General features: G+C 70.0%; 23 protein-coding genes and 3 tRNA genes. 15 read left to right on the forward strand and 11 right to left on the reverse strand.

The window, feature by feature from the left end:
- Nucleotides 1-3 precede the first annotated feature (3 nt).
- Nucleotides 4-972: a serine/threonine-protein kinase gene (locus VEC03_RS14420; protein WP_324916363.1), complete on the reverse strand. Its 969-nt coding sequence runs from the start codon at nt 970-972 to the stop codon at nt 4-6.
- 69 nt (nt 973-1,041) lie between these two features.
- Here VEC03_RS14420 and VEC03_RS14425 point away from each other — a divergent pair, with 69 nt between their 5' ends.
- The 4 genes from VEC03_RS14425 to VEC03_RS14440 all read left to right on the forward strand — a co-directional run bounded on the left by VEC03_RS14425 (nt 1,042) and on the right by VEC03_RS14440 (nt 5,233).
- Nucleotides 1,042-1,965 (forward strand): YicC/YloC family endoribonuclease, encoded by a 924-nt coding sequence (locus tag VEC03_RS14425; RefSeq protein ID WP_324916366.1) that lies wholly within the window; start codon nt 1,042-1,044, stop codon nt 1,963-1,965.
- A 10-nt stretch (nt 1,966-1,975) separates the two neighbouring features.
- On the forward strand, nt 1,976-2,596 hold the full coding sequence (gene gmk / locus VEC03_RS14430; RefSeq protein WP_324916370.1) for a guanylate kinase: 621 nt from the start codon (nt 1,976-1,978) through the stop codon (nt 2,594-2,596).
- A 14-nt stretch (nt 2,597-2,610) separates the two neighbouring features.
- Complete coding sequence (gene rpoZ, locus VEC03_RS14435) at nt 2,611-2,814, forward strand: DNA-directed RNA polymerase subunit omega (RefSeq protein ID WP_324916373.1); 204 nt, start codon at nt 2,611-2,613, stop codon at nt 2,812-2,814.
- 151 nt (nt 2,815-2,965) lie between these two features.
- Nucleotides 2,966-5,233: a bifunctional (p)ppGpp synthetase/guanosine-3',5'-bis(diphosphate) 3'-pyrophosphohydrolase gene (locus tag VEC03_RS14440; RefSeq protein ID WP_324916376.1), complete on the forward strand. Its 2,268-nt coding sequence runs from the start codon at nt 2,966-2,968 to the stop codon at nt 5,231-5,233.
- On the opposite strand, the gene greB is transcribed toward VEC03_RS14440, so the two are convergent.
- A complete protein-coding gene (greB, locus tag VEC03_RS14445) occupies nt 5,222-5,794 on the reverse strand; it encodes a transcription elongation factor GreB (RefSeq protein WP_324916379.1) in 573 nt (190 codons plus the stop codon). The two genes, VEC03_RS14440 and greB, sit on opposite strands and share 12 nt — an antisense overlap.
- A gap of 178 nt (nt 5,795-5,972) precedes the next feature.
- Between greB and VEC03_RS14450 the strand changes: the two genes are divergently transcribed.
- Nucleotides 5,973-6,737 carry a hypothetical protein gene (locus VEC03_RS14450; RefSeq protein ID WP_324916381.1) on the forward strand — a complete coding sequence of 255 codons (765 nt, stop codon included), beginning with the start codon at nt 5,973-5,975 and terminating at the stop codon, nt 6,735-6,737.
- Nucleotides 6,738-6,806: 69 nt separating this feature from the next.
- Here the strand turns inward: VEC03_RS14450 and VEC03_RS14455 are convergent, their stop codons facing one another.
- Nucleotides 6,807-9,254: a bifunctional diguanylate cyclase/phosphodiesterase gene (locus VEC03_RS14455; RefSeq protein ID WP_324916385.1), complete on the reverse strand. Its 2,448-nt coding sequence runs from the start codon at nt 9,252-9,254 to the stop codon at nt 6,807-6,809.
- A 180-nt stretch (nt 9,255-9,434) separates the two neighbouring features.
- Here VEC03_RS14455 and VEC03_RS14460 point away from each other — a divergent pair, with 180 nt between their 5' ends.
- Nucleotides 9,435-9,836, forward strand: a complete 402-nt coding sequence (locus tag VEC03_RS14460; protein WP_324916388.1) for a response regulator — start codon at nt 9,435-9,437, stop codon at nt 9,834-9,836.
- A 4-nt stretch (nt 9,837-9,840) separates the two neighbouring features.
- Here the strand turns inward: VEC03_RS14460 and VEC03_RS14465 are convergent, their stop codons facing one another.
- On the reverse strand, nt 9,841-11,724 hold the full coding sequence (locus tag VEC03_RS14465) for a sensor domain-containing phosphodiesterase (protein WP_324916670.1): 1,884 nt from the start codon (nt 11,722-11,724) through the stop codon (nt 9,841-9,843).
- Between the two features lie 349 nt (nt 11,725-12,073).
- Here VEC03_RS14465 and VEC03_RS14470 point away from each other — a divergent pair, with 349 nt between their 5' ends.
- The gene (locus VEC03_RS14470; RefSeq protein WP_324916391.1) at nt 12,074-12,223 is read left to right on the forward strand and encodes a hypothetical protein; all 150 of its coding nucleotides are present in this window, start codon (nt 12,074-12,076) and stop codon (nt 12,221-12,223) included.
- 87 nt (nt 12,224-12,310) lie between these two features.
- On the opposite strand, the gene VEC03_RS14475 is transcribed toward VEC03_RS14470, so the two are convergent.
- The 4 genes from VEC03_RS14475 to hrcA form a co-directional block, all read right to left on the reverse strand.
- A complete protein-coding gene (locus VEC03_RS14475) occupies nt 12,311-12,865 on the reverse strand; it encodes a hypothetical protein (protein WP_324916393.1) in 555 nt (184 codons plus the stop codon).
- Between the two features lie 169 nt (nt 12,866-13,034).
- A tRNA-Arg gene (locus tag VEC03_RS14480) sits at nt 13,035-13,111 on the reverse strand.
- A 46-nt stretch (nt 13,112-13,157) separates the two neighbouring features.
- Nucleotides 13,158-13,234 (reverse strand) — tRNA-Ile (locus tag VEC03_RS14485).
- 45 nt (nt 13,235-13,279) lie between these two features.
- A complete protein-coding gene (gene hrcA / locus VEC03_RS14490; protein ID WP_324916396.1) occupies nt 13,280-14,299 on the reverse strand; it encodes a heat-inducible transcriptional repressor HrcA in 1,020 nt (339 codons plus the stop codon).
- A 96-nt stretch (nt 14,300-14,395) separates the two neighbouring features.
- Between hrcA and VEC03_RS14495 the strand changes: the two genes are divergently transcribed.
- Genes VEC03_RS14495 through rapZ form a run of 3 tightly spaced genes read left to right on the forward strand, consistent with a single transcriptional unit; the run spans nt 14,396 to nt 17,819 of the window.
- Nucleotides 14,396-15,292, forward strand: a complete 897-nt coding sequence (locus VEC03_RS14495; RefSeq protein ID WP_324916399.1) for an NAD kinase — start codon at nt 14,396-14,398, stop codon at nt 15,290-15,292.
- A complete protein-coding gene (recN, locus tag VEC03_RS14500) occupies nt 15,289-16,938 on the forward strand; it encodes a DNA repair protein RecN (protein ID WP_324916402.1) in 1,650 nt (549 codons plus the stop codon). The genes VEC03_RS14495 and recN overlap by 4 nt, the downstream gene beginning before the upstream one ends.
- Nucleotides 16,935-17,819: an RNase adapter RapZ gene (gene rapZ / locus VEC03_RS14505; protein ID WP_324916405.1), complete on the forward strand. Its 885-nt coding sequence runs from the start codon at nt 16,935-16,937 to the stop codon at nt 17,817-17,819. The genes recN and rapZ overlap by 4 nt, the downstream gene beginning before the upstream one ends.
- Nucleotides 17,820-17,838: 19 nt before the next feature.
- Here the strand turns inward: rapZ and mutY are convergent, their stop codons facing one another.
- From mutY to mutM, 3 genes are read right to left on the reverse strand one after another with little or no spacing between them, the layout of a single operon-like run.
- Entirely contained in the window at nt 17,839-18,876 is a 1,038-nt protein-coding gene (gene mutY, locus VEC03_RS14510; protein WP_324916408.1) for an A/G-specific adenine glycosylase, read from the reverse strand.
- Complete coding sequence (locus VEC03_RS14515; RefSeq protein WP_324916411.1) at nt 18,873-20,831, reverse strand: dynamin family protein; 1,959 nt, start codon at nt 20,829-20,831, stop codon at nt 18,873-18,875. The genes mutY and VEC03_RS14515 overlap by 4 nt, the downstream gene beginning before the upstream one ends.
- 48 nt (nt 20,832-20,879) lie before the next feature.
- Entirely contained in the window at nt 20,880-21,692 is an 813-nt protein-coding gene (gene mutM / locus VEC03_RS14520; protein ID WP_324916414.1) for a bifunctional DNA-formamidopyrimidine glycosylase/DNA-(apurinic or apyrimidinic site) lyase, read from the reverse strand.
- Nucleotides 21,693-21,722: 30 nt separating this feature from the next.
- Here mutM and VEC03_RS14525 point away from each other — a divergent pair, with 30 nt between their 5' ends.
- The 5 genes from VEC03_RS14525 to VEC03_RS14545 all read left to right on the forward strand — a co-directional run bounded on the left by VEC03_RS14525 (nt 21,723) and on the right by VEC03_RS14545 (nt 26,077).
- Nucleotides 21,723-23,498, forward strand: a complete 1,776-nt coding sequence (locus VEC03_RS14525) for a tetratricopeptide repeat protein (RefSeq protein ID WP_414708501.1) — start codon at nt 21,723-21,725, stop codon at nt 23,496-23,498.
- 74 nt (nt 23,499-23,572) lie between these two features.
- Complete coding sequence (locus VEC03_RS14530; protein WP_324916420.1) at nt 23,573-24,037, forward strand: outer membrane lipoprotein LolB; 465 nt, start codon at nt 23,573-23,575, stop codon at nt 24,035-24,037.
- A 3-nt stretch (nt 24,038-24,040) separates the two neighbouring features.
- Nucleotides 24,041-24,901: a 4-(cytidine 5'-diphospho)-2-C-methyl-D-erythritol kinase gene (ispE, locus tag VEC03_RS14535; RefSeq protein ID WP_324916423.1), complete on the forward strand. Its 861-nt coding sequence runs from the start codon at nt 24,041-24,043 to the stop codon at nt 24,899-24,901.
- 20 nt (nt 24,902-24,921) lie between these two features.
- Nucleotides 24,922-24,998 (forward strand) — tRNA-Gln (locus VEC03_RS14540).
- Between the two features lie 101 nt (nt 24,999-25,099).
- A complete protein-coding gene (locus tag VEC03_RS14545; protein ID WP_324916426.1) occupies nt 25,100-26,077 on the forward strand; it encodes a ribose-phosphate pyrophosphokinase in 978 nt (325 codons plus the stop codon).
- Nucleotides 26,078-26,104: the final 27 nt, after the last annotated feature.

Here is a 26,104-nt window from a genome sequence, read left to right on the forward strand (position 1 = left end):
GACTTACCCTGCCTTTCGGCCGAAGCCGGAAAACACCTTGGCGATCCGCTGCAGCGCGCCGACCGGCGCTGCCGGTTCGGCCGGCGGTGGCCCGGACAGTTCTTTCTGCAGCGCGAACAGGCTGGGCGGCCGCTTGAGCGGATCGAGCTCAAGGCAGGCGCGCACCATATTGACCAGGCTTGCCGGGTAGGTTTCGGCCAGTTCGGCGTAGCGCTGCCCCATCTGGTCGTCGGCCTGGCGCTGGTCGGCCGGCTGCGGCGGTTTGCCCGTCATGCAGGCGTACATCGACGCGCCGATGCTGTAGATGTCCGACCACGGCCCGAGCGCCCCGGTCTTGGAATACAGTTCCGGCGGTGCGAAGCCCGGCGTGTACATCGGCCGGATGAAGTTGCCTTCCTTGCTGAGCACTTCGCGCGCGGCGCCGAAGTCCAGCAGCACGGCCTTGTTGTCGTTCGTGATGAAGACGTTGGCCGGCTTGATGTCCAGGTGCAGCATCTTGTGCTGGTGCACGATGCGCAGCCCGCGCAGGATCTCGTCGAACAGCGAGCGGATGGTGGACTCGCGGAACACCTTCTGCTTCTTCAGTTCGCGCGCGGTGATGATGAAGTCCTGCAGGGTCGCGCCCTCCAGGTAGTTCATCACCATGTAGACGGTCTCGTTCTCGCGGAAGAAGTTGAGCACGCTGACCACCGAGGCGTGCGAGATCTGCGCCAGCGAGCGGCCTTCCTCGAAGAAGCTCTTGAGGCCCAGGCGGTACAGGGAGAGCTTTTCGGGCTGCACCTGCGGCAGCAGCTCGCCGGGTGCGCGGGTGGCGAGCGATGCGGGGAGGTATTCCTTGATGGCGACCTGCTGGCCTTCGCTGTCGACGGCGAGGTAGACCACCCCGAAACCGCCGGCCGACAGCTTGCGCACCACGCGGTAACCCCCGATGACGGTGTCCGGGGGAAGCGGCGCCGGCTTGACCTTTGACATAATTTCCAGTCTAGGGCCAGCAGTTCAGCCCCGTTATCCTCGCTATCCCGCAACAGCCCCCAAGAGTCGATGGCAGTCTACAGCATGACCGGATATGCCAGCGGGCAGCAAAGCCTGTCCACCGGCGTAGCCGCGTCCGGCCAGGATGCCAGGGCCTCGGTGCAGGGACGCCTCGGGCTGGAGATCCGGTCCGTCAACAGCCGCTTCCTCGATCTCTCGCTGCGCCTGTCCGAGGACCTGCGCCAGCACGAGCCCGCCCTGCGCGAACTGCTGCAAGGCCGCCTCAAGCGGGGCAAGGTCGAACTGCGCGCCGGGCTGGAATCGACCCAGGCCGACGCGGTACGCGAACCCACGGCGCGCCTGCTGCAGCGGCTCAGCGCCCTGCAGGACAGCGTCCGCTCCTGGCTGCCGGAGGCGCCGGCCCTGAGCGTGGCCGACGTGCTGCGCCTGGGCGCCTCCGAGGAAGCGCCGCACGCCGACCTCGGCCCCGCGCTGCAGGCCCTGGCCCGCCAGGCGATCGACGACCTGGTCGCCGCGCGCGAGCGCGAAGGCACGCGCCTGGCCACCATGCTGCTCGGGCACCTGCAGCAGCTGCGCGCGCTGGCGGAGCAGGCCCGGCCCCTGGTCCCGCAGCTGGTCGAACAGCAGCGCGCCCGTTTCCTGGAGCGCTGGAACGAGGCAATGGGCCTGGCCGACGGCACGGCCACCCCCGAAGCGGCACAGGACCGGGCGCTGACCGAGGCGACCGCGTTCGCGATCCGCATCGACGTGGCCGAGGAACTGACCCGGCTCGCGGCCCACCTCGACGAGATCGAGCGCCTGATCACCAAGGGCGGCGAGATCGGCAAGCGCCTGGACTTCCTGATCCAGGAACTGCACCGCGAAGCCAATACGCTGGGCTCCAAGTCGGCGGCCCTGGAGCTGACGCGCATCTCGGTGGACATGAAGGTCCTGATCGAACAGATGCGCGAGCAGGTCCAGAACATCGAATAGGCACCTCCCGATGGACTACCCCGGCAACCTGTTCGTCGTCGCCGCACCCAGCGGGGCCGGCAAGTCCAGCCTGGTCAAGGCCTTGCTGGAACTGGACTCCCAGGTCCAGCCCTCGGTCTCGCACACCACCCGGCCCCCGCGCGGCCAGGAGAAGCACGGGCGCGAGTACTACTTCGTCTCCGAGCAGGAGTTCGATGCCATGGTGCTGGCCGACACCTTCGTGGAGTGGGCGTTCGTCCACGGCCGGCGCTACGGCACCTCCAAGAAGGCCATCGAGGAGCGCATCGCCCAGGGCGCCGACGTGATCCTGGAGATCGACTACCAGGGCGCCCTGCAGATCAAGCGCATCTTCGCCAACGCGGTGCTGGTGTTCGTGCTGCCTCCGAGCTGGGAGGAGTTGCGCTCGCGCCTGGAGCGGCGCGGCGAGGATTCGGCCGAGGTCATCGAGCTGCGCCTGCGCAATGCGGCCGACGAGATGGCCAAGGCCCCGGAATTCGACTTCGTTATAATCAACGAGCTTTTCGAACGAGCGCTGTTCGACCTCAAAGCCATCGTTCACGCCCAGCGGCTGAAGTATTCCGCCCAGCGCCGGGCCCGGGCCGAGACCTTCAAGGCCCTCAACATCCCCTGACACCGCGAGAGACCATGGCCCGCATCACCGTCGAAGATTGCCTGGAGAAGATCCCCAACCGCTTCCAGCTGGTGCTGGCGGCCACCTACCGGGCCCGCATGCTCAGCCAGGGCCACGCCCCCCGGATCGAGAGCAAGAACAAGCCGGGCGTCACCGCCCTGCGCGAGATCGCCGACGGCAAGGTCGGCCTGGAGATGCTCAAGAAAGTGCCCGGCTGAGCGCAGAGAAGCCAGGCATCCCCGCGCACGCGGGCATCCAGTTCGCCGGGGCCCCGACTTCCCGGGAACGCCGCCGCAAAAAGCACCGCCTCGGCGGTGCTTTTTTTCGTTCCGGGCGCAGTGGGGGCGAGCACCGGCTAACATCGATGGCATGAGTGCCGTGCTCCCCTCCGCGGGCAAGGGCCAGCGCGCGCGGGCGGCGCTGCCGAGCCCGGCGGCCGCGAACGCCGCGGCCGCCAGCTTCGCGGCGCTCACGGACCGCCTCGGCTACCTGGAGCCGGCCGACATCGAGCTGGTGCGGCAGGCCTACCGCTTCGCCGACGAGGCCCACCTGGGCCAGATCCGCGCCAGCGGCGAGCCCTACATCACCCACCCCATCGCCGTGGCGGTCCAGTGCGCCGAGTGGAAGCTCGATGCCCAGGCCCTGATGGCCGCGCTGCTGCACGACGCGATCGAGGACTGCGGCGTCACCAAGGTGCAGCTGGTCGAACGCTTCGGGGTCGCGGTGGCCGAGCTGGTGGACGGGCTGACCAAGCTGGACAAGCTGCAGTTCAACACCCGCGAGGAAAGCCAGGCCGAGTCCTTCCGCAAGATGCTGCTGGCCATGGCGCGCGACGTGCGCGTCATCCTGATCAAGCTGGCCGACCGCACCCACAACATGCGCACTCTGGACGACGTGCCGCGCGACAAGTGGGGCCGCATCTCGCGCGAGACGCTGGACATCTACGCGCCCATCGCCCATCGCCTGGGCCTGAACCTCACCTACCGCGAGCTGCAGGAACTGGCCTTCCGCTACCTGATGCCGTGGCGGCACAAGGTGCTGGTCAAGGCGGTGGCCAAGGCCCGCAGCCGCCGCCGCGACCTGATCCAGAAGGTGCAGCGCGAGGTGGAGTCGGCGTTCGAGCAGGCCGGCATGAAGGTGAGCATCGCCGGCCGCGAGAAGACGATCTACTCGATCTACCGCAAGATGGACGAGAAGCACCTGTCGTTCGCGCAGGTGACGGACATCTACGGCTTCCGCGTGATCGTGCCCACAGTGACCGACTGCTACACCGCACTGGGCATCCTTCACCAGATGTACAAGCCCGTGCCGGGGCGCTTCAAGGACCACCTGGCGATCCCCAAGGTCAACGGCTACCAGTCCCTGCACACCACGCTGGTCGGCCCCTCGGGCGTGAACGTGGAGTTCCAGATGCGCACCGAGGCCATGCACGTGGTGGCCGAGTCCGGCGTGGCCGCGCACTGGCTGTACAAGGCCAGCCACCCGGACGGCGACGCCTCCGACCGGCTGGGCACCAAGTGGCTGCAGTCGCTGCTGGACATCCAGCACGAGACGCGCGACGCCGCAGAATTCTGGGACCACGTCAAGATCGACCTGTTCCCGGACGCGGTCTACGTGTTCACGCCCCGCAGCCAGATCCTGGCCATGCCGCGCGGCGCCACGGTGGTGGACTTCGCCTACGCCATCCACAGCGACGTGGGCGACCACACGGTGGCGGCCAAGATCAATGGGGTGCAGGTGCCGCTGCGCACCGAGCTGAACAACGGCGACGTGGTGGAGGTGGTGACCGCGCCGGTGTCCACGCCCAACCCGGCCTGGCTGGGATTCGTGCGCACGGGCCGCGCCCGCTCCAAGATCCGCCACCACCTCAAGACGCTGGCGCAGGCCGAATCGCAGGAACTGGGCGAGAAACTGCTCACCCAGGCCCTGCGCGCCGAAGGCATCGAGCGGCTGCCGGCCGACGACGAGGCCCACCGGGCGATCTGGGACAAGCTGCTGCGCTTCACCGGCAGCAAGAGCCGGGCCGAACTGCTGACCGATCTGGGCCTGGGCAAGCGCATCGCCGGCATCGTGGCCAAGCGCCTGATGACGCTGATGGCGGAGCTGGGCGAGAAGCCCGACGCGCTGCTGATCACGCGCGAGCGCTACACGGCGCACGAGAACGTCTCGCAGGGCAGCGTGGTCCTCGATGGCAGCGAGAACGCCTCGGTGCAGTTCGCGGCCTGCTGCCGGCCGGTGCCCGGCGACGCGATCGTCGGCTACCTGGGCCGGGGCGAAGGCCTGGTGGTGCACCTGGAGGACTGCGCGGTGGCGCGGCGACTGCAGCACAAGGACGCGGAGCGCTTCATCGGCGTGGACTGGTCCGAGGAGCCGGTGCGCCCGTTCGAGACCGCGATCCTGGTCACGGTGGCCAACAGCAAGGGCGTGCTGGCCCGCGTGGCCTCGGCGCTGGCCAGCGTGGAGGCCGACATCACCCACGTGGACATGGACGACCAGCGCGACCAGGACGCCACCGACCTGCGCTTCCTGGTGGCGGTGCGCGACCGCGCCCACCTCGATGCGGTGATGCGCACGCTCAAGCGCACGCCCTCGGTGATGCGCGCGCAGCGCATGCGCGCCGGCCTGTCAGGCGCCTGAGGCCTCGGCCGGCGCCGGATAGCGCACTTCCAGCACCTCGATCTCCTGCGGCCCCGCCGGGGTGACCAGCTTCACCACGTCGCCTTCGTTCGCCTTGAGCAGCGCGCGGGCGATCGGCGAGATCCAGCTCACCTGCCCGCTGGCGCTGTCGGCCTCGTCGATGCCCAGGATGGTGATGGTGCGCTCGGTCCCCGAGGGTTCCGCATAGGTGACGGTGGCGCCGAAGAAGACCTGGGTGCGGCCATGGTGCAGCGACGGGTCGGTCACCTCCGCGATCTCCAGCCGCTTGGTCAGGAATCGGATCCGGCGGTCGATCTCGCGCAGGCGCTTCTTGCCGTACAGGTAGTCGCCGTTCTCAGAGCGGTCGCCGTTGCTCGCGGCCCAGTGCACGACCTCCACCACCTGCGGCCGCTCTTCGTCGATCAGGTGCAGCAGTTCCGACCTCAGGCGCGCATAGCCCTGTGGCGTGATGTAGTTGCGGCCGCCGGGCGGCAGCGGGGGCAGCGCGTCGCCGTCCTCGTCCTCGACGCTGTCGGCTTCGCGCGTGAACGCCTTGCTCATGGCCGGAAGGATAGCCCGGCACCGTGGCGCGGCGAAGCACTGCCAAACGCAACGCAGGCTCTCTCCTACAGGGTGCGCGGGCTTCGCCTGACGGGGGAAAACGGCCCCGCTGCCAACAATCGGTCCCGATGAAGCAGGCCCCAGCGACACCCCGCCCCCGCCACGGAGTACCGTTCCCATGAGCCTAGCCACGCAGGCGCCCACCGCCGCAGCCGCCGCCGCCAACACGGCTGCCGCCCAGCCGGCGCCGGCCCGGCGACCGCGCACCAGCGCCGAATCGGCCCGCTATGGCGTGCTGCGCCGGCTCGCCCCCGCGCTCAAGCACGACATGGTGGTCAACCTGCAGGCCGTGGCCATGATGGCCGAGGTCCTCAATGCCCGGCTGGAAAAGGGCATGCCCCCGCCGGCCGAACTCGAGCGCAGCGTGTCCAAGGTCAACCGGCTGGCGCGCGATGCGGTGATGACCTGCCTGAAGGTCGCCGCCTGGATCGCGCCATCGGAGGACGAGAGCGTGCGCCTGCGCGAGGGGGTCGACGAATGCGTGGCCCTGCTGCGCAGCGGCTTCAATTTCCGCGGCTGCATCCTCTCCAACCTGGTTCCGGAGACCGAATTCGAGGCCTCGCGGGTGGTCCTGCGGCACCTGGTCGCCGCCTCGCTGCTGTCGCTGGCGGATGCGGCCGGTGGCCCCTCCGAACTGAGCGTCACCGCCGACATTTCGCCGGGCTTCGCGGTGATCACCGTCCGCTGCGCGCCCCGCCCGCAGGAGGAAGCGTCGCTGCTGGACGCCATCGCGTCCGAGCCCAACTACCGCACGCTGGAGTGGGCGGACGTCCAGGCGCTGGCGTTGGCCGAGGGGGTGGAGCTGTTCCGCACCCAGGACCAGATCGTCATGCGGGTGCCCCGCATGGTGGCGACCACGCCGCTGCAGATCGCGCCGCTCTGATCCACCAGGCAGGAAGACCGGAGCGCACGCACGGCGGAGCTCTGCCGTTGCCGTTGCCGATTCCGATGATCAAGCCGGCGTGGCTTCGGCCGAGGCCAGGCGGTCCATGAACGCCTCCAGCTCGGCAATGGGCAGCGGCCGGGAGAACAGGTAGCCCTGGTACGAGAGGCAGCCCTGCCGCGCCAGGAAGTCGCGCTGCTCGGGCGTTTCCACGCCCTCGGCGATCACGTCCAGGTTCAGGCTGTGCGCCAGTCCGATCACCGTGCGGGCGATGGCGGCGTCGTTGGCGTCGGTCAGGATGTCCTTGACGAATTCGCGGTCGATCTTGAGCTGGTCCAGAGGCAGGCGCTTGAGGTAGGACAGCGAGGAATAGCCGATCCCGAAGTCGTCCAGCGACAGCGCGACGCCCATCTCCTTGAGGCTGCCCATCTTGGCGATGGTCACGTCGATGCCGTCGGCCAGCAGGCTTTCGGTGAGTTCGAGCTTGAGCTTGTGCGGCTGGATGCCGGACTGCTCGATGGCCTGCATCACCTCGTCGACGAACTCCGGGTGGCGGAACTGGCGCACGCTCACGTTCACGGCGATGCTCAGGTGCGCCCGGTCCGACCGCTGCTCCCAGGCCGCGATCTGCGCGCAGGCCTGGTCCAGCACCCAGCGCCCGATCGGGATGATGAGCGCGGTCTCCTCCGCCGCCGGGATGAACTGGTCGGGCGGGACCACCCCGCGCTGCGGGTGGTGCCAGCGCAAGAGCGCCTCCACGCCGATCATGCGGCCCTCCACGTCCACCTGCGGCTGGTAGTCGATGCGGAACTGGTTCTCGCGCCAGGCCTGCCGCATGTCGGCGGCCAGCGCCGCATGGGCGCTGACCACTGCCTGCATCTCCGGATCGAAGAAGCAAACCGTGTTGCGGCCCGAGCTCTTGGCCTGGTACATCGCCAGGTCGGCCTGCTTGAGCAGCTCGCTGACGGTGCGGTCGCTGCGGCTGAACAGCGTCACGCCGATGCTGCAGGTGCTGTGGTGCAGGTAGCCCGGCAGCACATAGGGCTCGCCCAGCGCCGCCAGGATGCGGTCGGCTACCGCGTGCGCACCCTTGGCCGGGTCCAACGGCTTGTCGCCGCGGTTCTCCAGCAGGATCACGAACTCGTCGCCGCCCAGCCGGGCCACCGTGTCGCCCTTGGCCACGCAGGAGCGCAGCCGCTCCGCCACCAGCTGCAGCAGCAGGTCGCCCTTCTGGTGGCCCAGCGTGTCGTTGAGCACCTTGAAGTTGTCCAGGTCGATGAACATGAGCGCGCCTTCGCGCGGCCGGGCCGGATCGTTCAGCGCGGCATGGAGCCGGTCCATCAGCAGCTGGCGGTTGGGCAGCTTGGTGAGCGGGTCGTAGAAGGCCAGGTGCTGGATCTTCTCCTCCGCCAGCTTGCGCTCGGTGACGTCGCGGCCGACGGCCACCCAGTGGGTGAGCTTGCGTTCGCGGTCCCAGACCGGCGAGACGTCCAGGTCCACCCAGAACGGCTCGCCGTTCTTCTTGTAGTTGACCAGGTCGACGCGCGCCGGTCGCCACTCCTCCATGGCGGCGCGGATGCGGTCGAGCGAGGCGCGCTGCGTGTTGGGGCCCTGCAGCAGCCGCGGCGAGCGCCCGATCACCTCGTCGCGCGTGTAGCCGGTGCGCCGCTCGAACGCATCGTTGACGAACACGATGCGCGGCCCGGGTTCGCTGAACGGGCCGGCCTCGGTGATGATGACCACGTCGTTGAGCCGCGCGATGCTGCCTTCCAGCAGCCGGAGCTGCTCCTGCGCCTTGCGGCGGCTGGTGACGTCGCGCAGGTGCAGCGCCATCCCGCCGCCGAACGGGAACCCACGCACCTCGAACCAGTGCGACAGGCGCGCATCGAGCTCCTCGAACTCGAGCTTCACCCCGCGCGAGCAGGCGCTGCGGAACTGCTCCTCCAGCCGCAGCCGGACCGTCTTCTGGAACGAGTTCCAGAAGCGGCGGCCCAGCAGCTGCTGGGTGGGCGCACCCAGCAGCCGCTCGGCATGTTCGTTCAGGAAGCTGTACTGGCCATCGGCGTCGACCGTCACGAAGGCTTCGCCGCTGCCCAGGGCTGCGCCCATGCGCAGCAGCGTCCCCGGGCGCAGGCCGCGCGGCGCGATCTCCTGCACCGCTCCCTGGGCGGCCACGATGTGGCCGTCCTCGTCACGCACCGCTTCGCCCAGCGATCGCACCCAGGCGCGACGGCCGTCGGGCAGCACGATCTGCGCTTCCTCGTCGAAAGGCGCGCCCTCCTCCGCGCAGGCCCTCAGCAGCTGTTCCATGCGCGGACGGTAGTCCGGCGCGTAGTGGCGGCAGGCATCGTCGGCGGGGGGTGCATAGCCGTCCGGCTGGCCGTGGATCGCGGCCAGCTGCTGCGACCAGGACAGCTGGCCGCCGGTGGCCGGCTGGAGCCGCCACACGCCTATGCATGCGGCTCGCTCCAGCATGTGCACCGCGCTGGCCTGCGGCGCCGATTCGGTCAGGCGCATGGATCGGAGTCGCAACGAGGCATTGCAGGAACCGGAGGAACCTGCCATGTTAACGGCTGTCCGGCACCTGCCGGTAGGCCCAGTCCTACCCCAGCTCGCGCCCGCGGCGCAGTCGCGCCAGCGGCGGCGCGCATAGAGTGGGTAACTTCTGATACGCCCTCTTACGGACTGACGCACGCCGTGGAAATCAGGACCTTCGTCGTCGAGGACAACGCCACCAGCCGCGACAACCTCGTGGTGGCGCTGGAAGAGCTCACCTGCGTGCGGGTGGTGGGCAGCGCGGGCGTCGAGGACGATGCGCACGACTGGCTCGCCGACGAGGGCCATGCCTGGGACCTGGCCATCGTGGACCTCTTCCTGAAGGCCGGCAGCGGCTTGCGACTGGTCACGCGCCTGTCGGGCCGGCAACCGCTGCGCAAGGTGGTGGTCTTCAGCAACTACGTGAACGCCGCCGTGCGCAAGCGTTGTGCCCAGGTCGGCGTGGACGCCGTCTTCGACAAGTCCACCGAGATCGACGCCCTGGTGGACTACTGTGCGCGGCAATGTGCGCGGGCGGAGGCTCTCCAGCCGTCGCACCCCTAGCGGCTCAGACCCGGAGCTCACGGGGGGCCAGGATGCGGGCGAGTTCGACGGCCGGCACCGGCGGGCTGTACAGGTAGCCCTGGGCCTGGTCGCAACGCAGCGCGAGCAGTTCGCGCGCCTGCGCTTCGGTCTCCACCCCCTCGGCCACCACCTTCAGGCTGAGATGGCGCGCCAGGCTGACGCAGGTGCCCACCAGCCCCCGGTACGCGGCATCGGTGGCGATCTTGCCGACGAAGGAGCGATCGATCTTCACCTCGTCGACGGGCAGGGTCACCAGGTACGCGAGCGACGAATAGCCGGTGCCGAAGTCGTCGATCGCAACCGGCAGCCCCAGCGCACGCACCTGGCTGAGCACCTCGACGGCGCGCTCCATGTTGCCGATCAGCACGCTTTCCGTCACCTCGATGCCCAGCGCCGAGGCATCGCCACCGAGCTGCTCGAGCGCGCCGCGCAGGTGCTGCACGAAGCCCGTGTCGCGCAGCTGGGCGGCAGCGACGTTGACGGCAATGCGCGGGGCCTGCAGGCCGGCGTCGCGCCACCGCTTCCAGTCGGTCGCGGCACGCTCGAGGATGTACCGGCCGACGTCGCGGATCAGCCCGGTCGCCTCCAGCGCCGGCACGAACTCCGAAGGCGGCACCAGTCCGCGCTGGGGATGGATCCAGCGAACCAGCGCCTCCACCCCGACGATCCGGCCGGTGGCCAGGTCGATCTTGGGCTGGTAGTGGTTGACGAACTCGTCGTGGGCCAGGGCCGAGCGCAGCTGCGGCTCCAGCCGGTAGTGCGTGCTGGCGGCGGTGTCGACGAAGCGGTCGAAGAAGGCCGCCGGCTCGTCGCGCTCGATGGCCAGCTGCAGCGCGTTGTCGGCAGCGTTGACGACGTCGTCGAGCGTGGCGCCGTCGCGCGGGTAGGCCGCAAAGCCCAGGTGCACGGGGCACACCAGGGTCAGTTCGTTCACCGTGCAGGGTGCCTGCAGCCGCTCGGCCACGCCGGGTGCCAGCAGCCGCGTGAAGGCATCGGGCTCCATGTCGGGGAAGAACAGCAGGAACAGGCCGCGTTTGATCCGGCCCAGGAAGGCGCCCTCGTCGGCCAGCTCCCGCAGCCGGATGGCCATCTCCTGCACCAGCGCATCGGCCAACCGGAACCCATGGGCGGCGCTGATCTGGCTGAGCGCCTTGAGCCGCACTAAGCAGACCACGCCCTGCCGCGGCCGGGCCGATTCGAACTGGGCCTCGAAGTGCAGCCAATTGGGCAAGCCGGTCAACCGATCGGTTTGCGTGGCCACGCGCAACTGCCGGCGCAGCACCAGTTGCGAGCACACGGCCCGGCCCAGCCGCTCCAACGCCTGCCGCTGCGGCGCCGCCAGCCGGCGTGGCACCTCGTCCATCACGCACAGCGTGCCGATGGCGCTGCCTTCGCGGGTGCGCAGCGGCACCCCGGCATAGAACCGCACCGGCCGCGATCCGGGCCCATGCAGGAAGGGATCGAACCAGGGGGCGGCCGCCGCGTCCGGCACTTCGAGGAGAGTCTCCGTTGCGAGCACCGCACGGGAACAGAAGCCGGCACTGCGCTCGACCTCGGCCACCGGGATCCCGAGCCGGGACTTGTACCGCTGGCGCGACGCGTCGACCAGGGACAGGGCTGCCATCGGCGTGCCGCACACCTCGGCCGCCAGTTGCACCAGGCCGTCCATGTCCTCGTCGGGTCCGGCGTCCAGGATGCCGAGCTCGCGCAGCTCGACCAGCCGCTGCGGCTCGTCGGCCGGCAGCAATGGAGTGGCGCACAGCATCGCCATTTGCTCGGGCGACAGGGCCCGCCCCGGTTCGGTCCCGGCCGGGTACGCCGAGCGCACGCGTCGCACCACCTGCTCGGCGCGCGACAGCAACTCCATCACGGCTGCTCTCCCGCTGCTTGCCCACCGTGGGGTCGTCGAAGGGGCGCCACGGCCCTGCCGGGAGGCGCGACCCGCTTACAAGACGTAAGGAATGTTTGCATGGGCAGCGCCACTGTAGGGACGGCGCCCGTTATTGCTGTGTCAGCCGCGTGGCGCTGATGACGTAGGACTCAGGCTACTCGACAGGAATGAAAAGCGCTGCAGGCCGACTGGCGCGTGGGAGGCGCGGCTGCCCCGCTGCAGGCTCAAGCCACCAGGAGTCCTCAGGAGAGCGGGATGAATCGCCCACCCCATTCGGGACAATCCGACCATGCGCCGGCGGGTCGATGCGACTGCAATCCCCGCCATGAAGTACCCGCCTGCGCTCGTGGCGGCCGTCATCGCAGCGGTCGTTCTCCTGTTGCTGGAAAGCGGCGGCTCGCCGTGCCGCTCCTCGTCCGCCCTGCGCCTGGACGGCGCCTGTGGCGCAGCGGCCTTCTACATGAGCTCGCGGTGAGCACCTTGCCCCGCCTGCCGTAATCAGCAGGCACTGGATCCTGGGGCCGGCGGCCTGCTCCTGCAACACGAAGGGCGCTGCGGCTGCCTATTGCGTGTAGCCGCGCAGGCGGTTGTACGCGCTGACTTGCTCGGCCGAGAGCAGCCGTTGCTGGGCGAGGTGTGTCCGCAGGTGCGAGGCGCGGATGCTCCCCTGGATCTGCGCGATCTCGGCGGTCAGGCGCTCCACGTCGGTGTCGTTCGCCCGCTTTTCGCGAAAAGCGGCATCGAGCTGGCGCTCGGTCTCCACCAGACGGACGCCCAAGGCGCGGGCCTCGGCCTTGTGCCGCTGCATCAACTCACGGCTAGCTGCAAGCTGCGCGGGCGACAGGCCGATCGAGTCGGCGAGTTCCAGTGTATGCATGGGGCCGGGGTAGCCGTTGAGTTCGGCAGCTCGGGCCAGTCCCATGCCCTGGCCCTCCAGCCAGCCGCGCTGCTCCTGCTCGGACATGGCCTTGATTTCGCGTTTCTCCTGGCCGACGTAGGGAGACGCCGCCGTCGCGTGTTCGGCTGGCTTCCCGTGACCCGTGCCGTGATGCTGGGCGGCAGCGGGAAGGCTGGCTGCGAGGACGGCGGCAAAGGTGACGGCGTTGATCCGGTTCATGTAGCGACCTTGCGGTGGGAAGCGAGGCGCCATTCTGATCGCCGACAGGGCGATCTTCCATCCCGCCAGCACCCGGTGAGGTCCGGCGCATCGGGGGCGGGGCGGGAGTGGCAGGCGCCAAAAAGCACAACGGGCCAGCCCCTTGTGAGAGCTGACCCGTCGATTTGATTGGCGCGGCTGGCAGGATTCGAACCCACGACCCCTTGGTTCGTAGCCAAGTACTCTATCCAACTGAGCTACAGCCGCGAAGCCGGCGAGTATAGCAGGTAGCGGACCTGCTCCATTTTCGGCTTGGTAGGGCGTGCTGGGCTCGAACCAGCGACCAAGGGATTATGAGTCCCCTGCTCTGACCAACTGAGCTAACGCCCCGACCGTGGGGAGATTGTAGGTAGCCCGCCGGACCGGCCGTGCGGATCAGCCCCGCTCCATGCCCTTGTTGTGGCTCAGCGCGTTGCTGACCAGCCGGGCGGTGATGTCCACGATCTGGATCATGCGGTCGTAGGGCATGCGGGTGGGGCCGATCACGCCCAGGGTGCCGACCACCTGGCCGTCCACCTCGTAGGGCGCGCTGACGACCGACAGCTCCTCGATGGGCACGACCTTGCTCTCGCCGCCGATGTAGATGCGCACGCCCTCGGCCTGGCTGGAGATCTCCAGCAGGCGCATCAGCTGGGTCTTCTGCTCGAACAGCTCGAAGGCCTTGCGCAGGTTCGACATGTCGCTGGAGAAGTCCGACACCTCCAGCAGGTTGCGCTCGCCGGAGATCACCACTTCGTCCTGGGCCTGCTCGAAGGCGTCGGAGCTGGCGTCCACGGCCGTGCGCATCAGCTTCACGATCTCGCCGCGCAGCTGCTCGACCTCGTTCTTCAGGCGCTCGCGCACCTGCTCGATCGTCAGCCCCGCGTAGTGCGCATTGAGGAAGTTGGCGGCCTCCACCAGCTGCTGCTGCGTGTAGTCCGTGTCGGTGAACACCACGCGGTTCTGCACGTCGCCGTCGGGCGAGACGATGATCACCAGGTAGCGGCGCTCGGACAGGCGCAGGAACTCGATGTGGCGGAACACCGACGCGCGCCGCGGTGCGACCACCACGCCCACGAAGTGCGACAGGTTGGACAGCAGCTGCGCGGCGTTGGCGATCACCCGTTGCGGCTGGTCGGCCGGCAGGCTGGGCGCGGCGAACTGCTCGCGCTGCACCGTCATCATGGTGTCCACGAAGAGGCGATAGCCCCTGGCGGTGGGCACGCGACCGGCGGAGGTATGGGGGCTGGCGATCAGGCCCAGTTGCTCCAGGTCCGACATCACGTTGCGGATGGTCGCCGGCGACAGCTCCAGCCCCGAGGCGCGCGAGAGGGTGCGGGATCCCACCGGCTGCCCCTCGGCGATGTAGCGCTCGACCAGCGCTTTCAGCAACAACTTGGCACGGTCATCGAGCATGGTGCAAGGCCTCGCGGCCATTCTAAGGAATCCGGAGGGGCAAGCCCGTGCGCAGGCGCTTTCTCGGGGCCTGCCCCGATGGTTTAATCTGCGCCGATGAAGCCCATGTTCCACCGCGTCGCCCTGATCGGCAAATACCACGCCGCGGCGGGCGGGGCGGCGGCGGCGGGCAACCGCGCCGCGCTGGAGGACATCGCCAACTACCTCGCGGACGAGGGCTGCGACGTGGCGGTCGAACACGACACCGCCACCGCCTGCGGACTGGCCGGCTACACGGTGCTGGACGTGCCCGCCATCGGCACCCAGTGCGACCTGGGCCTGGTGGTCGGCGGTGACGGCACCATGCTGGGCATAGGCCGGCAACTGGCCCGCCACGGCGTGCCGCTGATCGGCATCAACCAGGGCCGGCTGGGGTTCATCACCGACATCCGGCTCGACAGTTACCGGGCCGTTCTGGGCCCCATGCTGCGCGGCGAATTCGAGGAAGACCGCCGCAGCCTGATGCTGGCCCAGGTGATCCGCGACGGCCATTGCGTGTTCAAGGCGCAGGCGATGAACGACGTGGTGGTCAACCGCGGCGCCACCTCCGGCATGGTGGAACTGCGCATCGAGGTCGACGGCCACTTCGTCGCCAGCCAGCGCGCCGACGGCCTGATCATTGCCACGCCGACCGGCTCCACCGCCTATGCCCTGTCCGCAGGCGGTCCCATGCTGCACCCCGGGAACCCGGCGTTCGCGCTGGTCCCGATCGCGCCGCACACGCTGTCCAACCGGCCGATCGTCATTCCCGATTCGGTGGAGATCGCCATCGAGCTGGTCGCCGGCCGCGACGCCAGCGCCAACTTCGACATGCAGTCGCTGGCCTCGCTGCTGCACGGCGACCGGGTGATGGTCCGGCGGTCGCAGCACCAGGTGCGCTTCCTGCACCCGCGCGGCTGGAGCTACTACGACACGCTTCGCAAGAAGTTGCACTGGAACGAGGGCGGATCGTGAGCCTGCGGCGCATCGCACTGCGCGATTTCGTGATCGTGCGCGAGCTCGAACTGGAGCTGGGCACGGGGTTCACCGTGCTGACCGGCGAAACCGGCGCCGGCAAGTCCATCCTGGTCGACGCCCTGCAGCTGGCGCTGGGCGCCCGGGCCGATGCCGGCGTGGTCCGCGAGGGCGCGTCGCGCGCGGAGGTCACGGCCGAATTCGACCTTGCGCCCGGGCTGCGGGCCTGGCTGGACGAGGCCGGGTTCGAACCGGGCGACAGCCTGCTGCTGCGCCGCACCGTGGACGCCCAGGGCAAGAGCCGGGCCTGGATCAACGGCAGCCCGGCCACCGCCACCCAGTTGCGCGAAGCCGGCGAGCAGCTGGTGGACATCCATGGCCAGCATGCCTGGCAAAGCCTCACGCGTCCCGATGCCGTGCGCGGATTGCTGGACGCCTATGCCGGGGTGTCGGATGCGCCGGTGCTGCAGTCCTGGCAGCAGTGGCGCGCGGCCCAGAAGGCGCTCGCGCAGGCGCGCGAGGCGCAGGACACGCTGCACCGCGAACGCGAGCGGCTGACGTGGCAGATCGGCGAAGTCGACAAGCTCGCGCCGGGCGCGGACGAGTGGGAGGAGCTGAACGCCGACCACACCCGGCTGTCGCACGCGCAGGCCCTGCTCGATGCCGCGAGCGGCGCGCTGCAGGCCCTGGACGGCGAAGGCGACGGCGCGACCAGCCGGCTGTCGCAGGCGCTCTCGCTGCTGCAGGCGCAGCAGCACCTCGAGCCCCAGTTCGAGCCGCTGGCCGAAGTCCTGTCCTCCGCACTGGCCCAGGCCGAGGACGCCGCGCATTCGCTGCACGCCTGGCAGCGCCGGACCGACCTGGACCCGGAGCGGCTGGCGCAGCTGGACGAGCGAATGTCGCTGTGGCTGTCGCTCGCGCGCCGCTACAAGCGCGGGCCGGCGGAGCTGCCCGCCTTGCTCGGAGGCTGGAAGTCCGAGCTGGCGCGGCTGGACCAGGCGGCCGACCTGGCGGCACTGGAAGCCACCGAGCGGGAACACGCCCGCAGCTACCAGGCCGCGGCGACGGCACTGTCCAAGGCCCGCTTTAAGGCGGCACCCAAGCTCGCCCAGGCGATCACCCAGGCCATGCAGGGCCTGGGCATGCAGGGCGGCCGTTTCCAGGTCGCCGTGCAGCCCTTGGCGCAGCCTTCCGCATCCGGCCTGGACGAGGTGGGTTTCCTCGTCGCGGGCCACCCCGGCGCCACGCCGCGGCCGGTCGGCAAGGTCGCTTCGGGCGGCGAGCTCTCGCGCATCGCGCTGGCGATCGCCGTCACCACCAGCCGGCTGGGCACGGCCGGGACGCTGATCTTCGACGAGGTGGATGCCGGCGTGGGCGGCGCCGTGGCCGAGACCGTGGGCCGGCTCATGAAGCAGCTCGGACGCGACCGGCAGGTGCTGGCGGTGACGCACCTGCCGCAGGTCGCGGCCTGCGCCGACCACCACCTGGTCGTCGCCAAGCGCAGCGACGAGGCTGGCACCACCAGCGACGTCGCCGCGGTGCAAGGCGAGCAGCGGGTCGCGGAGGTCGCGCGCATGCTGGGCGGCGAGCGGCTCTCGGGCACCACCCTGGCGCACGCCAAGGAAATGCTGGGCAGCCAGCCATGAGCCTGGAGCTGGTCCTCATCACGGGCATGTCCGGGTCGGGCAAGACGGTGGCCCTGCGCGCGCTGGAGGACGCCGGCTACTACTGCGTGGACAACCTGCCGCCCGAGCTGCTCCAGTCCTTCGTGGCCCTCGAGCAGGCCAAAAAGCACCAGCAGCGCGTGGGCATTGCCATCGACGTGCGCAGCGCCACCTCGCTGCCGCTGGTGCCGCAGCAGCTGGACGAGCTGCGCCGCGGCGGCGTGAACGTCCGCTCCCTGTTCCTGGACTCCACCACCGACACGCTGGTGCGGCGCTTTTCCGAGACGCGCCGCCGGCACCCGCTGTCCAGCCAGGTCGCGTCCGAGCCGGCCGACCCGCTGGTGCGCCGGCGCGCGCTGGTCGAGGCCATCGAGGTGGAGCGCGAACTGCTGGGCGACCTGCGCGAGCAGTCCCACGTGATCGACAGCAGCACGATCCGGCCGGCCCACCTGCAGGCGCAGGTCAAGGCCCTGCTGGCGGCGCCGCCCAGCCAGCTCACGCTGGTGTTCCAGTCGTTCGCGTTCAAGCGCGGCATCCCGGTGGACGCCGACTACGTGTTCGACGTGCGCATGCTGCCCAACCCGCACTACGAGCCGGAGCTGCGCGACCTCACCGGCCTGGATGCGCCGGTGGCCGAGTTCCTGCAGCAGCAGCCGGAGCTGGAGCGCATGTACGCGTCCATCTCGGGGTTCCTCGAGCAGTGGCTGGAGCCGCTGGCGCAGGACCACCGCAGCTACGTCACGGTCGCCATCGGCTGCACCGGTGGGCAGCACCGCTCGGTGTACCTGGTCGAGCGACTGGCGGCGGCGTTCGGCCAGCACTGGACCACGCTGAAGCGGCACCGCGAACTGGAGCGGCCCTGAGGCCGGCGATGCGCCGCCGCTAGGCCTGCGAGAGCAGGCTGCGCACCGGCGCGGGCAGGCCCAGCGAGGGCCATTCCTCTCCCGCGAACCATTCGCCCGTGCGGCCGCCCAGGGCTGCCAGGGGCAACTCCACGGCCACCGGATGCAGGTGCAGGTCGCGGTGGGTCAGCACGTGCAGGAACGGTGGCCGGTCGGCCAGACGGCGACGGGCCGCCAACGGCACCGCGCACGCGAGTTCCTCGCGCGAATCGAAGACGGGCAGGCAGTACAGGCCGCCCCACACGCCGGCCGGGGGCCGCTTTTCCAGCCAGACCGAACCGTCGCGCGCGCGGGCCTGCAGCAGCCAGAGCGATTGCGAACTGCGCCGCGTGCGCCGGCTCCTGACCGGGTAGCGCTCGGGAGCCTGCTCGCGCGCAGCGGCGCACACGTCTTGTAGCGGGCAGGCCGGGCACGACGGCCGCCGGGCCAGGCAGACCGTGGCCCCCAGGTCCATCAAGCCCTGGGTGTAGGCCGGCATGTCCGCGGGCTTGGCGGGCAGCAGTCCTTCGGCGCGCTGCCACAGTTCCCGCACGGCGCCGGCCTGCGAGAGATCGTCGCCGAAGGCCAGTACCCGGGCCAGCACTCGCTTGACGTTGCCGTCGAGGATGGCGGCGCGCTCACCCCAGCAGAAGGCGGCGATCGCCGCCGCGGTCGAGCGGCCTATGCCGGGCAGTTCCTCCAGGGCCGCCGCGCTCTGCGGGAAGCGGCCGCCGTGCGCGTTCACGACCAGCTGGGCACAGCGGTGCATGTTGCGCGCGCGGCTGTAATAGCCCAGGCCGCTCCAGAGCGCCAGCACCTCGTCGGCGTCGGCAGCAGCCAGGTCGGCCACCTGCGGAAATCGCTGCAGGAAGCGCTCGTAGTACGGGAGCACCGTGCTGACCTGGGTCTGCTGCAGCATGACCTCGGACAGCCAGACGCGATAGGGATCGCGCGTGCCCTGCCAGGGCAGGGACTGCCGGCCATGCCGCCGCTGCCAGCGCACGACCAGGCCGGAGATGCCGCCGTGCGGCTCGGTCATGCCTGTTGCAGTTGCGGGGGTTCGGCCGGGGCCTTCGCCGGCGCGACTTCCAGATGCCGAGTCAACTCGAGCAGCTTGGCGTCGATCGCATCGAGGGCTTGGTCCTGCGCCTCGATCTCGGCGATGCGATCGTCCAGCCCGGAGGCAGCCTGCTGGATGCGCTCGATCGCCTCCAGCCGGCGGCTGAAGTTGCGGCGCCGCTCACGCAGCTGCGCGTCGAGCTGGGCCGCGGCGGCCTTGTTCCACAGTTCGACTTCGCCCAGTGCCGCTTCGTAGACCGCCCGCAAGCGGGTGGCCAGCGCACGCACCAGCCGGTCGGCGAACTCGGGCTGGGCCAGTCGCAGCGCGTGGCCCACGCCCAGGTAGTGCTGGTGCCCGCGCTCGACCAGGTCCAGGTCGCGCTGGTAGCGGGCCAGGTCGGGCTCCTTGGGCGGCTGCAGCGAGAACCCGTATTCGGCATTGAGCTGCCGGAAGGTGCCGGTCAGCATCGACTGGATCTCGTCGCTGATGCCCTGGGCCTTGCGCAGGCCCTCGCGCAGCCGGTCGAAGGTCTGCGCATAGGCGCGCTTGACGCCCAGCTTGATGCCCTTCTGGCGCAGCCCGTCGGTGAGTTGCGCCATCTGCTCCTTCATCGCCGCAGTGCCCAGCAGGTCGAACACGTCGCGCAGCAGCTTCAGGTGCACCGACCGCACGGCATGGATGCGGGCGCCGCTGACGTCGAAATCGCGCTGCTCCTGCTCGATGCGCGAGCGCATGTGGCGGATCACCGAGGCGTTCTTGCCGCGCAGGCCCTTGAGCTCCAGCACCTGCTCGGCCAGGTCGCGGCGGCGGATGTTCAGCGCCCGGCCGGCTTCGGCGCGCAGTTCGCCGATGCTGGCAGCGACGGCGGCACGCAGGATCGCTTGGCGCTGGCCCATCATGCCCTCGCCGAGCGCGTGCTCCAGCACCGGCAGGCCGCTGGTGGCCAGCAGGCTCGCGTCGTCCTCGACCTTGGCGACCAGCGCCTTCTGCGCGGAAACGGGGATGACCTGCTCGGCCGGCAGGCCGAGGATCTCGGCCGAGGTGGCGCGCTGCCGGTGGATCTGGGCCTGCACCTGCTGCGGGGTGCTCAGAGAATCCCAGAGCGTGTCGATCTTGTTCAGCACGACCAGCCGGGCGTGCATGTCCTCGCCCTCGGGCAGCAGGTGTTCGCGCCAGATCGCCAGGTCGGACTTGGTGACGCCGGTGTCGGCCGCCAGGATGAACACCACCGCGTGCGCCTGCGGAATGAGGTTCACCGTGAGTTCCGGTTCGGCGCCGATGGCGTTGAGTCCCGGGGTGTCGAGGATCACCAGCCCCTGCCGCAGCAGCGGGTGGGCGATGTTGATCAGCGCATGGCGCCAGCGCGGCACCTCGACCCGGCCGTCCGGGCTCTCCATCGGGTTGTCGTCGGGCGTGTCGTCGTGCCAGAAGCCGAGCGCGCGGGCTTCGTCCTTGCTGACGTGCCGCACCTCGGCGACCTTCTCGAAGGCCTGCGCGAGTTGCGCCGGGTCGTTCACGTCCAGGTCGACGCGGGTCCACTTCTCGGGGGCTCCGCGCCACTCCATCAGGGGCTGCGGCTGCAGCCGCGTCTCTATGGGCAGCAGGCGCAGGCAGGGCGGCACCTCGCTGTCGTAGCCCAGCTCGGTCGGGCACATGGTCGTGCGGCCCGCGCTGGCCGGCATGATGCGGCGCTTGTAGCCGGCGAAGAAGATGGCGTTGATCAGCTCGGACTTGCCGCGCGAGAACTCGGCGACGAAGGCCACCATGACCTTGTCGGACCGCATCTGCGTCTCGAGCCGGCGCAGGCGTTCCTCGACGGCGGCGTCCAGCAGGTCATGGTCCCGCAGCCACTCGGCCAGCAGCTTCAGCCGCAGCGCGAAGTCACGCCGCCATGCGGCGTGCTGGTCGAATTGTTCGTTGAAGGAAGCGCCCACTGATACCCCTTCGATTGAATATAGCACCCGGGCTCAGCCGTAACTGTGTCACTTCTGGCATTCGGGGCAGTGGAACGTGGCGCGCTGGCCCTGCCGGATGCCCCGGACCGGCGTTCCGCACACCCGGCAGGGCAGGCCGGCGCGGCCATAGACCATGGCTTCCAGCTGGAAGTAGCCGGATTCGCCGTTCGCGTTGGAGAAGTCGCGCAGCGTGCTGCCGCCCTGTCGCACGGCCCGGGCCAGCACGTCGCGGATGGCACCGTGCAGCTTCAGGGCGCGCGGCCGGCTGATGCGAGCAGCACTCAGCGTGGGCCGTATGCCGGCCAGGAACAGCGCTTCGGAGGCGTAGATGTTGCCCACGCCCACCACGACGTCGCCCGCCAGCAGCACCTGCTTGATCGGGGCCTTGCGCCGGCGCAGCGCCGCGTGGAACGCCACCGGGTCGAACGCGTCGCCGAGCGGCTCCACGCCCAGCCCACCCAGCAGCTTGATCGCCTCGGGCGACTCCTCCCGCAACGCATGCACCACCGCACCGAAGCGGCGCGGGTCGTTCAGGCGCAGCACCCCGCGGTCGGTGAAGAGGTCGAAGTGGTCGTGCACGCCGGCCGCCGGTTGCTCGGCTGCGAACCGCAGGCTGCCCGACATGCCCAGATGCAGCAGCAGCAACCCTTCATCGAGGTCCATCAGCAGGTACTTGCCGCGGCGACGCACCGCGCGGACCGTGCGGCCCACCAACGCAGCCGGATCGCAGCCCAGCGGCCAGCGCAGGGGCTTGCCCAGCCGCACCTGTTCGATGCGGGCACCCGCGATGCGGTCGGCGAAACTCAGCCGCGTGACCTCGACTTCCGGTAATTCAGGCATGGCATCGCACCCGCAGGGGCTTGGATTATTATGGTCCGGATGAACCGCAGCTCTCGCGTGGCATGGGGCGCGCTCATCCTGCTTGCGCTGTCCCAGGCGGGCTGCGCACAGCCCGGTCCCCCGGTGCCGACCGCTCCGGCCTCCACCCCGGCCGAATCCCAAACGGAACCCGTCACCAGCGCGCTGGACGCAGACCTGTTCTACCAGTTGCTGCTCAGCGAGCTGAACGCGCGCGGCGACGAGTCCGCGGCCGCGTTCTCGCTCATGCTGGATGCCGCGCGCAAGACCGACGACCCCGAGCTCTACCAGCGCGCGGTGGAGATCGCGTTCCAGAGCCGCGCCGGCGATGCCGCGCTGCAGGCCGCGCGCGCCTGGAAGCAGGCCCATCCGACCTCGCGGGACGCCAATCGCTATGTGCTGCAGATCCTGCTGGCGCTCAACCGCGTCCCCGAGGCCATGGAGCCCTTGCGCACGGAGCTGGCGCTGGCGGATGCGCGAGACCGGGTGGCCGTGCTCAGCGCGATCCCCCGGCTGTTCGCCCGGGTCAGCGACAAGCAGCAGGCCGCGACGCTGGTGGAACAGGCCCTGCAGGAGCAGCTGGCCGATCCGGCGACGGCGGCGGCCGCCTGGACCACCGTCGGTCGCCTGCGACTGGCCGCCTCCGACACCCAGGGCGCGCTGGCCGCAGCCGGGCGCGGGCAGGCCGCCGACCCGCAATCGGAGAGCCCGGTCCTGCTCGCCCTGGAGCTCATGGACCCCGGCATGCCGCAGGCGGAGGCCATCGTGCGCCGGTACCTGGAGGGCCGCGCGCTGCCGGAACTGCGAATGGGCTATGCGCGTGCCCTGATCGAGGCGCAGCGCTACACCGAGGCGGCGCAGCAGGTGCAGGCGGTCACCCGCGAGAAGCCCGAGCTGGCGCAGGGCTGGCTGGCGCTCGGCACGCTGCAGGTACAGGAGAAACACCACGAGGAGGCGCAGGCTTCGCTGACGCGCTACCTCGAACTCGCCAAGAGCCAGCCCGCCGGCGCCGAGCGCAGCCGTGGAATGGCACAGGCCTACCTGCTGCTGGCGCAGGTCGCCGAGGAGCGGCGCGACTTCGCGGCCGCCAACGCCTGGCTGGACCGCATCGACGACTCGCAGGACCTGCTGGCCGCCCAGAGCCGGCGGGCTTCCATCCTCGCCCGGCAGGGCCGGCTGGACGAAGCCCGCAAGCTGATCCAGGCCCTGCCCGAACGCACGCCGGTCCAGGCACGGGCCAAGCTGACCGCCGAAGTGCAGTTGCTGCGCGAGCAGAAGCGCTACAAGGCTGCCTACGACCTGCTCGACAAGGCGGTGGCCAAGGATCCGAAGGACCCCGACCTGCTGTACGACCAGGCCATGCTGGCCGAGAAGATGAACCGGCTGCCGGACATGGAGCGCCTGCTGCGCCAGGTGATCGCGGCCAGGCCCGACTATCACCATGCGTACAACGCACTGGGCTATTCGCTGGCCGATCGCGGCGTGCGACTGCCCGAGGCCCGGCAACTGATCCAGAAGGCACTCGAACTCGCGCCCGGCGATCCCTTCATCACCGACAGCCTCGGCTGGGTCGAGTTCCGGATGGGCAATCGCAGCGAGGCTCTGCGATTGCTCGAAGGCGCCTACAAGAGCCGGCCCGACGCCGAGATCGCGGCCCACCTCGGCGAGGTGCTGTGGAGCCTGGGCCAGCGCGACCGGGCCCAGGGCATCTGGCGCGAAGGCCTGCTGCTCAATCGCGAGAACGAGACACTGCAGCAGACGCTCAAGCGGCTGGGCGTCCAGCCGTGAGTTGCGCACGCGTCGGATCCCGCGCCATCCCCGCGCCGAGCTGGCTGGCGCGCCCTGTGCTCGCCCCCGTCCTGATGGCCTTGGCACTCTTGGCCGGCTGCGCGCAGGTGCCGCGCGCCCCCGACGCTGCTTATGCAGGAAGCGAGACCCGAACCGGCAGGCTGGCCCTCGCCGTGCAGGACCAGCCCGGCCAGTCGTTCTCCGCCGCCTTCGAACTGCGCGGCGGCCCGCAGGCCGGCGAACTGACCCTGCTCAATCCACTTGGCGGCACCATCGCCGTGCTGCGCTGGGAGCCGGGCCACGCCGTGCTGCAGCGGCCCGGGCAGGCGCCGCAACCCTGGCCCTCGATGGAGGCCATGCTGGAACAGGTGACCGGGGCCGCCCTGCCGGTCGCGGCGCTGTTCGACTGGCTGGACGGCACCGCCACCCCGGTGCCCGGCTGGGAACCCGACCTCTCGCTGCTGGCCGAGGGGCGCCTGCGTGCCCGCCGGCTCGAGCCGCCGCCGCAGGCCGACCTGCGCATCGTCCTCGACCACTGAGCCATGCGCGCCCTGTACGACGTGCCGGCACCGGCCAAGCTCAACCTCTTCCTGCACGTGGTCGGCCGCCGCGACGACGGCTACCACCTGCTGCAGTCGGTCTTCATGCTGCTGGACTGGCACGACTCGCTTCACTTCGAGCGGCGCAGCGGCACCGCCCTCAGCCGCGAGGACATCGGCATGCCTGTGCCCGACGATGACCTGGTGCTGCGGGCCGCACGGGCGCTGCAATCGGCGACCGGTTGCCGCGAAGGCGCCCACATCACGCTGGACAAGCGGCTGCCCTCGCAGGCGGGCATGGGCGGCGGCTCCTCGGATGCGGCCTCGTGCCTGCTCGCCCTGAATCGCCTGTGGAACACCGGCCTGGGCCGCGCCGAGCTGGCACGCATCGGCCTCGCCCTGGGGGCCGACGTGCCCTTCTTCGTGCACGGGCGCAACGCCTGGGTCGAGGGCATCGGCGAACGGATCGCGCCGGTGGACGTGCCGGCGGGCCGTTTTCTCGTCGTCAAGCCGGCGGCCGGACTGGACACGGCGGCGATCTTTCGCGCACCCGATCTGGTCCGCAACAGCGACGCTGCTATAATTTCAGGCTTTGCTGCAAACCCGCTGCAGTTCGGTCGAAACGACCTGCAGCCCGTGGCCCAGCGGCTGTGCCCCGAGGTGGGCCGGGTGCTGGAATGGCTGGCCTCGCAGGGGCTGGCCGGGCGGATGACAGGCTCGGGCAGCGCGGTTTTCGCGCCGCTGCCGCCGGGCCACCAGGTCCCGCCGGCGCCGCCGGGCTGGCTGGTGCGGGAATGCGGCAACATGGACGTCCATCCGCTGGCACGGTGGGCTTCCAGCGACGAGTCATCGGTTGGCCGCTGATTGCAGCGACCGACCCGTGTAGGGGAGTCGCCAAGTTGGTCAAGGCACCGGATTTTGATTCCGGCATGCGAGGGTTCGAGTCCTTCCTCCCCTGCCAAACCCATTCGGGGCTGCAGCATTTTTTTGGGCACCGGACCCTGTGGCCCGGGCCGATCGACGAGAAACCCGGTGTCTGACGCCCCTCAACCCGTTCCGCCCATGCAGGCCCTTCCGCATCCCGATTTCATGGTGTTCACCGGCAATGCCAATCCCGGCCTTGCTGCAGAGATCGCCGAGCACCTGGGCATCTCGCTGGGCGCAGCCAGCGTCGGCCGCTTCTCGGACGGCGAGGTCACGGTCGAGATCAACACCAACGTGCGGGCCCGCGACGTCTTCGTGGTGCAGTCCACCTGCGCGCCGACCAACGAGAACCTGATGGAGCTGCTGATCATGGTCGACGCGCTCAAGCGCGCCTCGGCCGAGCGGATCAGCGCTGTCATCCCCTACTTCGGCTACGCCCGCCAGGACCGCCGCCCGCGCTCCTCGCGCGTGCCGATCTCGGCCAAGGTGGTGGCCAACCTGCTGCAGACCGTGGGCGTCTCGCGCGTCCTGACCATGGACCTGCACGCCGACCAGATCCAGGGCTTCTTCGACATCCCGGTCGACAACATCTACGCCTCGCCGGTGCTGCTGCACGACCTGCGCACCAAGAACTACGAGAACCTGATCGTGGTGTCGCCCGACGTCGGCGGCGTGGTCCGCGCCCGCGCGCTGGCCAAGCAGCTGGGCACCGACCTGGCCATCATCGACAAGCGCCGCCCGCGCGCCAACGTCAGCGAGGTGATGCACGTCATCGGCGAGATCGACGGCCGCAACTGCGTGATCATGGACGACATGATCGACACGGCCGGCACGCTGGTGAAGGCGGCCGAGGTGCTCAAGGAGCGCGGCGCCAGGCAGGTGTATGCCTACTGCACGCACCCGATCTTCTCGGGCCCCGCGATCGAGCGCATCGAGAAGGGCACCGCCCTGGACGAGGTCGTGGTCACCAACACCATCCCGCTGACCGACGGGGCACGCGGCTGCCGCAAGATCCGGCAACTGAGCGTCGCATCGCTGATCGCCGAGACGATCCAGCGCATCGCCAAGGGCGATTCGGTCATGAGCCTGTTCTCGGAACAGGAAAACCTGTTCTGAGGCCTTGACCGCGCTGCATGTTGTTCC

The sequence above is a fragment of the Ramlibacter sp. genome (assembly GCF_035627355.1).
GTDB lineage: Bacteria > Pseudomonadota > Gammaproteobacteria > Burkholderiales > Burkholderiaceae_C > Ramlibacter.